Source organism: Nocardia transvalensis NBRC 15921 (genome assembly GCF_000308875.1).
Taxonomy (GTDB): Bacteria; Actinomycetota; Actinomycetes; order Mycobacteriales; family Mycobacteriaceae; genus Nocardia; species Nocardia transvalensis.
Window position 1 is genome coordinate 17,973 of record NZ_BAGL01000032.1, and the last position, 12,273, is coordinate 30,245.

10 protein-coding genes are annotated in these 12,273 nt (G+C 70.7%); 4 read left to right on the forward strand and 6 right to left on the reverse strand.

The window, feature by feature from the left end; translation table 11 throughout:
* Positions 1-3 precede the first annotated feature (3 nt).
* Positions 4-1,032, reverse strand: coding sequence for an S-adenosylmethionine:tRNA ribosyltransferase-isomerase (locus tag ON41_RS09910; RefSeq protein ID WP_040747078.1), 1,029 nt, complete (start codon positions 1,030-1,032; stop codon positions 4-6).
* Positions 1,033-1,122: 90 nt separating this feature from the next.
* Positions 1,123-1,809, reverse strand: a complete 687-nt coding sequence (locus ON41_RS09915; RefSeq protein ID WP_040747079.1) for an SDR family NAD(P)-dependent oxidoreductase — start codon at positions 1,807-1,809, stop codon at positions 1,123-1,125.
* 178 nt (positions 1,810-1,987) lie between these two features.
* Here ON41_RS09915 and ON41_RS09920 point away from each other — a divergent pair, with 178 nt between their 5' ends.
* Positions 1,988-2,785, forward strand: coding sequence for a VOC family protein (locus tag ON41_RS09920; protein ID WP_174411316.1), 798 nt, complete (start codon positions 1,988-1,990; stop codon positions 2,783-2,785).
* A gap of 6 nt (positions 2,786-2,791) precedes the next feature.
* On the opposite strand, the gene ON41_RS09925 is transcribed toward ON41_RS09920, so the two are convergent.
* Genes ON41_RS09925 through ON41_RS09935 form a run of 3 tightly spaced genes read right to left on the reverse strand, consistent with a single transcriptional unit; the run spans position 2,792 to position 5,444 of the window.
* The gene (locus tag ON41_RS09925) at positions 2,792-3,196 is read right to left on the reverse strand and encodes an SRPBCC family protein (protein WP_040747082.1); all 405 of its coding nucleotides are present in this window, start codon (positions 3,194-3,196) and stop codon (positions 2,792-2,794) included.
* Positions 3,197-3,232: 36 nt separating this feature from the next.
* Entirely contained in the window at positions 3,233-4,774 is a 1,542-nt protein-coding gene (locus tag ON41_RS09930) for a glycerol-3-phosphate dehydrogenase/oxidase (protein ID WP_040747084.1), read from the reverse strand.
* A gap of 55 nt (positions 4,775-4,829) precedes the next feature.
* Positions 4,830-5,444 carry a TetR/AcrR family transcriptional regulator gene (locus ON41_RS09935; protein WP_083905249.1) on the reverse strand — a complete coding sequence of 205 codons (615 nt, stop codon included), beginning with the start codon at positions 5,442-5,444 and terminating at the stop codon, positions 4,830-4,832.
* Positions 5,445-5,536: 92 nt separating this feature from the next.
* Between ON41_RS09935 and ON41_RS09940 the strand changes: the two genes are divergently transcribed.
* Both ON41_RS09940 and ON41_RS09945 read left to right on the forward strand, forming a co-directional pair.
* Positions 5,537-7,177, forward strand: a complete 1,641-nt coding sequence (locus ON41_RS09940) for an FAD-binding oxidoreductase (protein WP_051161184.1) — start codon at positions 5,537-5,539, stop codon at positions 7,175-7,177.
* A gap of 100 nt (positions 7,178-7,277) precedes the next feature.
* Entirely contained in the window at positions 7,278-8,216 is a 939-nt protein-coding gene (locus tag ON41_RS09945; RefSeq protein WP_040747085.1) for a YegS/Rv2252/BmrU family lipid kinase, read from the forward strand.
* Between the two features lie 56 nt (positions 8,217-8,272).
* On the opposite strand, the gene ON41_RS09950 is transcribed toward ON41_RS09945, so the two are convergent.
* Positions 8,273-8,938 carry an AAA family ATPase gene (locus tag ON41_RS09950; RefSeq protein WP_246829492.1) on the reverse strand — a complete coding sequence of 222 codons (666 nt, stop codon included), beginning with the start codon at positions 8,936-8,938 and terminating at the stop codon, positions 8,273-8,275.
* Between the two features lie 543 nt (positions 8,939-9,481).
* On the opposite strand from ON41_RS09950, the gene ON41_RS09955 reads away from it, so the two are divergent.
* Positions 9,482-12,259 (forward strand): valine--tRNA ligase, encoded by a 2,778-nt coding sequence (locus tag ON41_RS09955; RefSeq protein ID WP_040747086.1) that lies wholly within the window; start codon positions 9,482-9,484, stop codon positions 12,257-12,259.
* The last annotated feature ends 14 nt before the right edge of the window (positions 12,260-12,273 follow it).

Consider the following 12,273-nt stretch of genomic DNA (forward strand, 5'->3'; position numbering starts at 1 on the left):
CCACTAGTCGGAGTGGAACAGCAGGGCCGTATCCCCGAACTCGTGCCACAGGTATCCGGTGTCGAGGGCGGCGCGGTAGGCGGCGCGCACCGTGTCCGCCCCGGCCACAGCCTCGAGCAGACGCAGGTGCGAGGCGCCGGGCTCGTGCCAGCCGGTGATCAGGCCGTCGACGGCCCGCGTGGGGTGGCCGGCGCCGAGGACCAGTTCCGTCCAGCCGGAGGCCGGTCGGGTGTGGCCGGTGGCGTCGGTGGCCGATTCCAGGGCGCGGGTGACCGTGGTGCCGACGGCGATCACCCGGCCGCCGGCGGCGTGCGTCGAATTCACCAGGCGCGCCGTATTGTCCGGCACTCGGAAGCGTTCGGGGCTCGGTGGTTCGCCGGTCTCGGGGGAGGAGACTCCCGTGTGCAGGGTGATCGGGGCGAGCTGGATTCCGGCGGCCACCAGGTCGGTCACCAGCCGGTCGGTGAATGGTCGTCCGGCGCTCGGCATTTCGGCGCTGCCGGGTTCGCGGCCGAAGACCGTCCGGTAGTAGTCCAGCGACCAGCGCTGCGCCACATAGGAATACGTGATCGGGCGGCCGTGCCGGGCCAGCAGACGGGGCACCCCGGTATCGATATCGGCGATCCACAGCCTGCGGGCGGGTGGCAGCCACGGCGCGCGGAGGACGGCCGTCGCGCCGGGAAGGTGGATGTGCGTGCCCGGTTCCGGGTCGGCGGCGGTGAACGGGACGCCTTCGGGTGCGCGGAGTTCCACCACCCAGCCGCCGTCGTCCAATGCGGTCGCGAAGTGCAGGACGGCGGGGCGGTCGCGATAGCGGGCGTCGACGGCGGCGGCCAGCGTCGCGGAGTTGTTCACCACCACGAGGTCGCCTGCCCGCAGGAACCGCGGCAACTCCCGGAATCGCGCATGCGTGAGGGTTCCCCGGTCGGCCACCAGCATCCGCACCCCGTCGCGGGCGGTGCCACGCGCCTCGGGCGGTCCGGTAGCCGCGCGTTCCGCGGGAACGATGAAGTCGTGCAGCGCCACAGTCATTGCGCCGTACCTCTTTTCGTCAGGGTCGGGTGGTCGTCACGGTGAGACGGCCGGGGTCGTGGTGATGTCGCCACGGTTGGGCGGTGGTCCTCACCGAGGTACCGCTAAGTCGGAGGCGATATAGCGGCCGCTTGGCGGGCGGGTGTCGAGGAGGTGGAGGAGGGCCGGGGCGATGGTTTCCGGCTCGGGGCGGTCGGAGATGTCCTCGCCCGGGAAGGCGGCCTGGTGCATGGCGGTGCGCATATCGCCCGGGTCGAAGCTGTAGACGCGCAGATCGGGGTGTTCGGCGGCGAAGATCGCGGTGAGGTGGTCGAGGGCCGCCTTGGACGCGCCGTAGCCGCCCCAGCCCTCGTACGCGTGCACGGCGGCATCGGAGCTGATGTTCACCGCGATGCCCTCGGAGGCGCGCAGCTTCGGCAGCGCCAGTTGCAGGATCGCCAGCGGCGCAACAACATTGGTGTTCAGGACGGACGCGAGTTCGGCGGCGGGGTAGTCGGCCAGCGGCGGCATCGGGCTCGGGCCCAGCGCGCTGGCGTTGTTGAGGACCAGGTCCAGCCGCGCGGTATCGCCGACGACGGTGGCCAGGCTGCGGCGGTGCGCGGGGTCGGCGACGTCGCCCGCGACCGCTATCGCCCCGGTGGCGTCGCGGACCCGGACGAGGGGTTCGAGGGTGCGGGCGGTGAGGATCAGATCCCAGCCGCGGTCGGACAGGGCCAGGGCCACCGCCCGCCCGAATCCGGCGGAGGCTCCTGTGATGAGTGCCGTTCTCGTGGTCATGACCCCATCCTCGAACCTGAATCTATGTTTAGGTCAAGGGCCGGGATCCACCACGCGGCCACGGATCGGCGGCGAGATCGCGGGCGGCGGCCGAAATCTCCGCCGAAGACCGACGAATTTCCCCGCCGGACGCCGTCAGAGGTGGTGAGCAGGCGATACACCTATCCCAGGAGAAATCATGGCCTACACCTTCAAGCCCGGCGACCCGTGCTGGGCCGAGCTGTACACCTCCGACCCCGACCGCGCGATCGAGTTCTACGGCCGGCTGTTCGGCTGGACCGCGGAGCGCTCCGCGGACCACGGCGGCTACATCACCTTCCGCAAGGACGGCAACGCCGTGGCGGGCGGTATGGGCAACGACGGCGCGGACGGCGCGCCCGACCAGTGGACCGTCTACCTCGCCAGTCCCGATATCCGTGCCACGGTCGACGCCGCGACCGCGCACGGCGGCCGGGTGATCCTCGACCCGATGCCCGTCGGCGACCTGGGCAGCATGGCGGTGCTCGCCGATCCCAGCGGGGCCGGGGTCGGGGTGTGGCAGCCGGGCGTGCACACCGGCTTCGGCACGCTGGGCATCGTCAGTGGCGGCACGTGGACCGAGCACGCCGGCGTCGCCTCCTGGTTCGAACTGCACACCCCGGCCTATGCGGACGCGGTGAAGTTCTACACCGAGGTCTTCGGCTGGAAGGACGCGTTCGCCGTCGCCGATACGCCGGAATTCCGGTACACCACCATCCACGCCGAGACCCCGATGCTCGGCGGGGTGATGGACGCCTCGGCGTTCCTCCCGGCCGGAGTCCCCGGCGGATGGCAGGTGTACTTCGGCGCGGAAGACGTCGACGCTGCCGTGAAAACCGTTGTGGAGCTGGGTGGTTCGATCGATCGCGAGCCGGAGAACACCCCGTACGGCCGCATGGCCGTGGTGGCGGATCCGGGCGGCGTCCGATTCAGCATCGGCGGCAACAGCTCCGAGTGAGCGCGCTCAGGCGGACTCCATCGTCTTCTTGATGACCCGCAGGCCGTGGTCCATCGAGGCGGCGAAGGGTTCGGCCAGGGCGTCCGGGAGCAGGTCGCGGGACCAGACGAACCGGGTGCCGCCGTCGTCGGTCGCGTGCAGTTGCCACGACGCGTTGTCGTGCTCGATCGGGGCCGTGCCGTCGTAGACGTAGTACACGAAGCGGCGGGCGGCCTCGTCCACGGTGACCAGGCGTTCGTGCACCACGGTGCCGTTGGCGAAGGTGACCACGCGGGTGTCCGGGCCGTCGACGCGGCAGTCGGCGACGAATCCGGGGGCCATCCGGGTGGGGCCCTCGGCGAAATCCGAGATCACCGCCCAGACCCGCTCGGGCGGCGCGTCGATGACGATCTCCCTGTGCACCGTGGCCATATCTCTCCCTCCGCGAACCGATCGGTGGCTCGAACCCTACTGCCGGCCGGCCGCGAATACCGCACGGGCGGCGGGGAGGGCGGCGGCGCGGTCGTCGGCGACGAGTCCGAGGCGGGTGCGGCGGTCGAGCAGGTCGTTCTCGTCCAGGGCGCCCTCGTGGGAGACCGCGTACTCGAATTCGGCACGGAGCACGTCGATTCCGGGCGCCACCGGTTCGGCGAGGGCCGGGTCGCGGCGCGTCAGGTCGAGGATCGCGGTGGCCTCGGAACCGTAGCGCTCGATCAGCACGGGCGGGGCGGGGATGCGGTCGCGGGCCGCGCCGGTTACCGCGCCCACCAGCGGGATTCGCTTCGTGGTGCAGGGGGCCGCCGGGAGCCCGGCGCGTGCCACGGCGGCATCGACGGCGTCCTCGGCCATCTGCCGGTAGGTCGTGAGCTTGCCGCCGACGACCGTGATCGGGCCGCCCGGCGGCTGGAGGACGGCGTGTTCGCGGGAGATGTCGGCGGTGCTGCCCTCCGCGGTGCGCAGCAGGGGTCGCAGTCCCGCGAAGCGGCCGCGGATATCGCTGCGGCGCAACGGTTCCCGGAGCACCGTGTTCACGGTGTCGAGCAGGAAATCGATTTCCGCGTCGGTCGGCTCCGGTTCGTCCGGGACCGGGCCGGGGGCGTCCTCGTCGGTGAGGCCGAGGTAGACCCGGCCGTGGGCGGCGGGGAAGGCGAAGACGAAGCGGCTGGTGCTGCCCGGAATCGGCACGGTCAGCGAGGCGCTGAGGCCGCCGAACGCCGCGGCGTCGAAGACCAGGTGGGCGCCGCGGCTGGGCCGCAGTTCGATGCCGGGATCCACCCGGTCGGCCCAGACGCCGGCGGCATTGATCACCGAACGCGCTCGGACCGTGAGGGTTTCGCCGGACAGCAGGTCGTGCAGCACCGCCGAATCCGCGGTCACCTCCTCGGCGCTCACGCGGGTGAGTATCGAGGCGCCGTGCGCGGCGGCCGTGCGCGCGATCGCGACGACCAGGCGGGCGTCGTCGACGAGCTGGCCGTCCCAGGCCAGCAGTCCGCCGCGTAATCCGTTGCGGCGCAATGTCGGTGCGTAACGCAGCGCCTCGGCTGCCGCGATCCGCCGCGAGCGCGGCAGGACCGCCGCCGGGGTTCCCGCGCTGCGCCGCAACGCGTCTCCGGCCACGAAGCCGACCCGCACCAGGGCTCGTTGCGCCGCCCCGACCTCGGGTAGCAACGGCACCACCTGCGGAATGGATCGCGTCAGATGTGGTGCGGTGGTGGTGAGGAGCACATCGCGTTCCACCGCGCTCTCGTGCGCGATACCGACCCCGCCGCTCGCCAGATACCGCAGCCCGCCGTGCACCAGCTTGGAACTCCACCGGCTGGTCCCGAAGGCGAGATCGTGCTTCTCCACCAGCACGGTCCGCAGCCCCCGCGCCGCCGCGTCCATCGCCACTCCCGTCCCGGTAACCCCACCTCCGACCACCAGCACATCGATCTCGCCCCCGTCCCCGAGCGCCCGCAACTCCCGGCCCCGCCGCCCCGCATTCAGCGCCGAATCCCCAACTCCGCTCATTCCATTTCTCCCATCACCCATACCGCCCTCTCCCAACGCTCACGCACCCGCGGGGTCATGCGAAGCGTTCGGCGCCGTCGGGGATGAGGTAGCCGTCGATGGCTCGCGCCAGTTCGGCGTCGAGGCTTTGTTCGTCGAGGATGTCGCCGACCGTGCCGGCGGATTGGACGGCAGACTGGCCTACCAGGAGGAGCATGGTGGCGAGTTGTTCGGGGTTGCCGTCGCGGATCGAGCCGTCGCGCTGGCCCTCGCGGATTACGGCGGCGAACAGCAGGATGAGTTCCCGCTGGTTGCGGCCGAGGCGGCCGAAGACGTAGGTCAGCATCAGGTCGGTGTCGGCGCGGAAGATCTTGGTGAACAGGGGGTTCGCGCGCAGCATGGCGGCGCCGGCGACGACGCCCTCCACCAGCCGGGCCCGTGCCGGTCCGGACGCGGGAATCGTGCGGCCGACGATGCCGCGCATCTCCCGGACCAGAAGTTCGGCGATCAGGGAGCGGGTGTCGGGCCAGCGCCGGTACACCGTGGGGCGGCTGACGCCGGCGCGGCGGGCCACCTCCGTCAGCGTCGTGCGACGGACCCCGAATTCCTCGACACAGGCGCGGCCCGCGTCGAGGATCGCCACGTCGATCGCCGACAGTTCGTCGGCGCCGGTCACGTCGAGCGCGTGCATTGCAGAATCACCACCGAGTTGTGAGGCGGGACCGAGCGCGGGCCCGCCGGGCCTCTCATTACTGCTTGACATTCTATGTCAGACTGTAACGCATGGTCGAGACGAAACAGGAGACGACTTCGCCGCGTTCGGGCGAGCCGGACCCGCGCCCGAGCATGGTGTGGGACGCCTGGGGTGTTCCCGCAGGTCATGCGCCCCTGTCGGAACAGATCCGCACGCTGCTGACCCAGGTGTTCGGGGTGTCCGGCGCGCCGGTGGATCGCCGCGACGAGGACGATGTGCCCCTGCGCGACTCCGCGCTGACGGCCGAGCGGCTCGCGGGCCTGTCGGCGGTGGTCGGCGCGGACCACGTCTCGGTGGATCACCGCGACCGGTTGCTGCATGCCGGCGGTAAGAGCACCCCGGACCTGCTGCGCCGCCGCGCCGAGGGCCCGCAGGACGCGCCCGACGCCGTCGTCTTTCCCGCCGATCACGACCAGGTCCTGGCCCTGCTGTCGCACTGCGCCGAGGCGGGCATCGCGGTGGTTCCCTTCGGCGGCGGCACCAGTGTGGTCGGCGGTGTGCAACCGGCGCGCGGCCGTTTCGACACGGTGATCGCCCTGGATCTGCGACGCCTCGACGCCCTGACCGAGGTGGACCCGGTCAGCGCCACCGCCACCCTGGGCGCCGGTCTGACGGGTCCGCAAGCGGAGGAACTACTTGCCGCGCAAGGACTCTCGCTCGGCCACTTCCCGCAGAGCTTCGAGTTCGCCAGTATCGGCGGTTTCGCCGCGACCCGGTCGTCGGGTCAGGCGTCGGCGGGCTACGGGCGCTTCGACGACATGATCCAGCGGCTGCGGATCGCGACTCCCGGCGGCACGCTGGACCTCGGCCGCGCCCCCGCCTCGGCCGCCGGACCGGATCTCCGGGAGCTGTTCGCCGGATCGGAGGGGGCCCTCGGCGTGATCACCGAGGTGACGCTGCGCGTGCATCCGGCCCCGGAAACCGTTGCCTACCAAGCGTGGTCGTTCCCCGACTTCGCGACCGGCGCGGCGGCGCTGCGTGCCGTGGTCCAGGCCGGCGCCGCGCCCACCGTGCTGCGGCTGTCCGACGAGGCCGAGACCGGGCTGAATCTGGCCCGGTCGGGCGATATCGGCGGGGCGCCCGTGACCGGATGCCTGGCGGTCACCACCGTCGAGGGCACGGCGGCGCATGTCGCGGCCCGCAGTGCCGAGGCGTCGGACCTGCTCGCCGCCGCGGGCGGCACCGCCCTGGGCGAGACGCCGGCGCGGGAGTGGGAACACGGCCGCTTCGCCGCCCCGTATCTGCGCGATGCCCTCCTCGACGTCGGAATCCTCTGCGAGACTGTGGAAACCGCGACCACATGGGCCAATCTCCCGGCGCTGAAGGAGAAGGTCACCGCGGCGCTGACCGATTCGCTGTCCGCGCAGGGCACCCCGGCGCTGGTCATGTGCCATGTCTCGCATACCTATCCGACCGGGGCGTCGCTCTACTTCACCGTCGTGGCCAAGCAGCTCGACGATCCGATCGACCAGTGGCTGCGGGCCAAGGCGGCGGCGGGCGACGCCATCGTGGCGGCGTCGGGCACCATCACCCACCACCACGCCGTCGGCACGGATCACCGCGCGTGGATGACGGGCGAGATCGGCGATCTAGGGGTGCGGGTGCTGCGCGCGGTCAAGGACGCGGTCGATCCCGCGGGGATCCTCAATCCCGGAAAGCTGATTCCATGAGTGAGTTCCGCCGTCCCGCGGGTGCCTTCCAGCCCAGCTGTCCCGCGGGTGCGTTCCAGCCCTGCTGTCCCGCGGGCGTTTTTCGAGCGGGAGTGGCAGCGTGAGCGATATCCGGTCGGTGCTTCTGGTGACCAATCCGCTGTCCGGGCAGGGCCGGGGGCTGGTGGCGGCGTCGGCGGCCCGGGCGCGGTTCGTCGAGCGCGGGGTCGAGGTCGCCGAGGTGCGGGGCGCTACCGCGGCGGAGTCGGCGCGGCTCGTGCGTGACGCGGTGCGCGATCCCGGAGAGCGTCCGGACGCCGTGGTGTGTGCGGGCGGCGACGGCCTGGTGTGCCTCACGCTGCAAGCGATCGCGAACACCGGTGTGCCGCTGGGGTTGGTGCCCGGCGGGACGGGGAACGATCTCGCCCGCGAACTCCGTATACCCGACGATGACGTGCAGTCGGCCGTCGATGTCGTCCTGGGCGGCGGCATCCGGGCCATCGATCTCGGGCAGGTCGAATCCGGCACGGTGACAAGCGAATACGGTGGTCCGCTGCGCTTCGCGACCGTCACGGGTACCGGATTCGATGCTCGGGTGACGTTGCGCGCCAATCGGATGCGGCGGCCCAAGGGGTCGCTGCGCTACACCTTCGCCGCGCTCGCCGAACTCACCGGCGGGCTGGCCGTGCCGTACCGCATCGAGTTGTCCGGTGTGCCGGGTGAAGCCGATACCGTGGTCGAGACCGAGGCCGTCATGGTGGCCGTCGGCAATACCCGTACCTACGGCGGCGGCATGCTGATCTGCCCCGACGCGCGGGTCGACGACGGCATGCTGGACCTGACCGTGGTCGGCGCGATGTCCCGCCTCGAGATGGTGCGCCTGCTACCCGCCTTGTCGGCGGGCAAGCGCGTCGACCACCCGGCCCTCTCCCAATACCGCGCGCCCACAATCACTTTGACCGCCCCCAATGCCCCGGTCACCGCCGACGGCGACCCGGCGGGCGCCCTCCCCGCGGTATTCCGCGCCCTCCCCGCGGCCCAGCCCGTCCTTGTCCCCTGAGGCAACACGACGAGTCTCGTAGCGTGGTCCGCGGTGCGTCCTGCGGCGGTGGGAGGTCAGGTGGTGAACGTGATCGCTCGCAGGCTGGATACCGTCGCGCGGTCCAGGACGACTGTGGAGGCGGGGGTAGGGCGTGGCGCGGTTCCGGTGGTCGCCTGTTCGACGAGGCGGCGCCAGCGGGTGTGGTGTAGGGCGGAGCTGAGGCGGTGGACGTGGCGTCCGCGTGCGTCCTGGCCGGCTCGCGCGGCGTCGGGGGAGACGTCGATCATGACGAGGTGTACCTCGCGGCCGGCCTGGGCCGCCCAGGTCGCGATCAGCCACCGGACCCAGCGCCGGGTGCCGCAGTCGTGGACGACCACCGGGCGCACGGACCGGTGCAGGGCGCGCCGGATGCGGAGGTAGTGCGTGAGGTGCACGAGCGGCAGCCACAGGGTGTACGGCAGGCGGCCCAGCCGCAGCCGCCACCAGTTGCGCGATTGCTGGGAGTCCACCAGCGTCGCCCCCGCCCGTTCGACCGTCGTCACGCTCTCGCCGACGCTGCCGAACAACCGCCGCAGCGCGGTGCTCTTGCCCGCCCCCGGCACCCCGGTGAAGACCACCGCCGCCGTTGCCGGATAACGCAATTCGCCGACCGTGCGCCCCCGCAGATCGAGGACCGCGGCGGGTGTGACGACAGGGGCTTCGGGCGACGGCGAACTGCCGGATTCGAACGGGGGGTTCACCCACTCCAGAATCCCGGCCCGAAACCCGTTCGGCAACAGGGAATACCCTGATTTGCGCCCCGAGATCGCCGCTACGTCTCCCGCTCGGGGACTCGGAGCCATGCATCCGGGATGCGTGCCGAAGATGCCAGGGGATCTTCAGCGGCACCCGCCGGGTCCTGTCCTGGGCACGTCGGGCCGAGCAACCGGGTTGTGTCCTGGACCACTCGCCGGGCCGTTCCGGAGCATCGGTCAGCTGTGTCGTGCTTTCGCCAGGCGGAGGCCTGCCATGCAGAATTGGCAAAAAGGGTGCCATTCCGGCAAATGGCGGGTCTCGCCCGGTGTCATGGACGAGGTGCCGGACGTCCCGGTTCCTGAGATCGGGCTGAGGGCAATCCTGCACCAACGCAACGGATTCGGGCAGAACCTGAGAATTGTATATGGATCGCGTGACCAGGTCGGAATCGGCGGTAGGCTGATTATCGAGGGCGGGGTTTTCGGTGTCCCTCATCCGCCGAAAACCCCGCCCTTCGCGTATTTCCGCCCGATCCTTAGAATCGCACGGTGACCAGCGCAGCCTCTGAGAACTCACGTAATCGTGCCGATGCCCTCCCCAAAAGCTGGAACCCCGGCGAGGTAGAGGCCGAGCTGTACGAGCGCTGGGTAGCGGCTGGGTACTTCACCGCCGACGCCACCAGCGACCGGCCGCCCTACTCGATCGTGCTGCCCCCGCCGAACGTCACCGGCAACCTGCACATGGGCCACGCCTTCGACCACACCCTCATGGACACCCTCACCCGCCGCAAGCGCATGCAGGGCTACGAGGTGCTGTGGCTGCCCGGTATGGACCACGCCGGCATCGCCACCCAGACCATCGTCGAGAAGCGGCTGGCCGTCGACGGCAAGTCCAAGGAGGACTTCGGCCGCGAGCTGTTCATCGACAAGGTCTGGGACTGGAAGCGCGAATCCGGCGGCAGCATCCAGGGCCAGATGCGCCGCCTCGGCGACGGCATCGACTGGAGCCGCGACCGCTTCACCATGGACGACGGCCTCTCGCGCGCCGTGCAGACCATCTTCAAGCGGCTGTTCGACGCGGGCCTCATCTACCGCGCCGAGCGGCTGGTGAACTGGTCGCCGGAGCTGCGCACCGCCATCTCCGATATCGAGGTCAACTACAAGGATGTCCAGGGCGAGCTGGTCTCGCTGCGCTACGGCTCCTTGAACGACGACGAGCCGCACGTGATCGTCGCCACGACCCGTGTGGAAACGATGCTCGGCGATACCGCGGTGGCCGTGCACCCCGAGGACGAGCGGTACCAGGCGCTCATCGGCACCACCCTCTATCACCCGATCACCGGGAAGCAGATCCCGATCGTCGCGGACGACTACGTCGATCCCGAATTCGGTTCCGGCGCAGTCAAGATCACCCCGGCGCACGATCCGAACGACTTCGAGATCGGCCTGCGGCACAACCTGCCGATGCCGACGATCATGGACGAGACCGGCCGAATCGCCGACACCGGAACCGAATTCGACGGGATGGACCGGTTCGAGGCGCGCGTCAAGGTGCGCGAGCGGCTGGCCCGCGAGGGCCGCGTCGTCGCGGAGAAGCGCCCGTACGAGCACAGCGTCGGCCACTCCGAGCGCAGCGGCGAGCCGATCGAGCCGCGGCTGTCGATGCAGTGGTGGGTGAAGGTCGAATCGCTGGCCAAGGCCGCCGGGGACGCGGTTCGTCACGGCGACACCGTGATTCACCCCGCCAGCCAGGAACCGCGCTGGTTCGCGTGGGTCGACGACATGCACGACTGGTGCATCTCCCGGCAGCTGTGGTGGGGCCACCGCATCCCGATCTGGTACGGGCCCGAGGGCGAGATCGTCTGCGTCGGCCCGGACGAGCAGGCCCCCGAGGGCTACGTGCAGGACCCCGACGTGCTCGACACCTGGTTCTCCTCGGGCCTGTGGCCGTTCTCGACCATGGGCTGGCCGGACGCCACGCCCGAACTGGCCAAGTTCTATCCCACCAGCGTGCTCGTCACCGGCTACGACATCCTGTTCTTCTGGGTGGCGCGGATGATGATGTTCGGCATGTTCGTCGCCGACGACCCGGCGATCACGGCCGGCAAGGAGCAGGGGGCGGTGCAGGTTCCCTTCCGGGATGTGTTCCTGCACGGCCTGATTCGCGACGAGCAGGGCCGCAAGTACTCCAAGTCCAAGGGTATCGGCATCGATCCGCTGGACTGGATCGAGGAGTTCGGCGCCGACGCCACCCGCTTCACCCTCGCCCGCGGCGCGCAGCCCGGCAGCGACCTGTCGGTGGGGCCCCAGCACGTGCAGGCCTCCCGCAACTTCATCACCAAGCTGTTCAACGCGACGAAATTCGCGTTGATGAACGGGGCGGTCCCCGGCCAAAAGCGTGCCGGGGAAACAGGGGCGGGGCGTGCCGGGGAAACAGGGGCGGGGCATGCCGGGGAGGGGGCTGGCCCGGTCGGCGAGACGGGATTGGATCGGGATGTTCTTACCGATGCCGACCGGTGGATCCTCGACAGGCTGGACGAGGTTCGGGGGGAGGTGGATTCGGCCTTCGACCGGTACGAGTTCGGGAAGGCGTGCGAGGCGCTGTACCACTTCGCGTGGGACGAGCTGTGCGACTGGTACCTGGAGTTGGCGAAGGTGCAGTTCGCCGAGTCGGAGGAGCGGGCGGCCAGTACCCGCGTGGTCCTCGGCACCGCGCTGGACGCACTGCTGCGCATGCTGCACCCGGTGATCCCGTTCGTCACCGAGACGCTGTGGCTGGCCCTGACCGGCGGCGAGTCGATCGTGGTCGCGGAGTGGCCGCGGGCCACCGGCGTCGCGGCGGATCCGGTCGCGGCCCGGCGCATCGCGGATGCCCAGAAGCTCATCACCGAGGTCCGCCGCTTCCGCAGTGACCAAGGTCTCACCGACAAGCAGAAGGTGGCCGCGAAGCTGATCGGCCTCGACACCGCCGACCTCACCGGCCAGCGCGCCGAGATCGCGTCGCTGGCCCGGCTCACCGAGCCCGGCGACGGCTTCGCGGCGACCGCGTCGGTCGAGGTGCGGCTGTCCGGCGCCACCGTCACCGTCGAACTCGACACCTCCGGCACGGTCGACCTGGACGCCGAGCGCCGCCGGCTGGAGAAGGATCTGGCCGTCGCGCAGAAGGAACTGGCGGGCACCACCGCCAAGCTGGGCAACGAGGCCTTCCTGTCCAAGGCGCCCGAGAAGGTGGTGACCGATATCCGCACCCGCCGGGAGGTGGCAGAGTCGGAGGTGGCACGCATCGGAGCCCGGCTCGCCGAGATCGCCAAGTCGGGCGAGAAGTGACGACGGAGGGGAGC

What these genes read in the sequence shown, in the direction of transcription:
- ON41_RS09920 (WP_174411316.1), top strand. Translation starts at nt 1,988, where the DNA reads ATGGCCTACACCTTCAAGCCCGGCGACCCGTGCTGGGCCGAGCTGTAC.
- ON41_RS09925 (WP_040747082.1), bottom strand. Translation starts at nt 3,196, where the DNA reads ATGGCCACGGTGCACAGGGAGATCGTCATCGACGCGCCGCCCGAGCGG.
- ON41_RS09930 (WP_040747084.1), bottom strand. Translation starts at nt 4,774, where the DNA reads ATGAGCGGAGTTGGGGATTCGGCGCTGAATGCGGGGCGGCGGGGCCGG.
- ON41_RS09935 (WP_083905249.1), bottom strand. Translation starts at nt 5,444, where the DNA reads ATGCACGCGCTCGACGTGACCGGCGCCGACGAACTGTCGGCGATCGAC.
- ON41_RS09940 (WP_051161184.1), top strand. Translation starts at nt 5,537, where the DNA reads ATGGTCGAGACGAAACAGGAGACGACTTCGCCGCGTTCGGGCGAGCCG.
- ON41_RS09910 (WP_040747078.1), bottom strand. Translation starts at nt 1,032, where the DNA reads ATGACTGTGGCGCTGCACGACTTCATCGTTCCCGCGGAACGCGCGGCT.
- ON41_RS09915 (WP_040747079.1), bottom strand. Translation starts at nt 1,809, where the DNA reads ATGACCACGAGAACGGCACTCATCACAGGAGCCTCCGCCGGATTCGGG.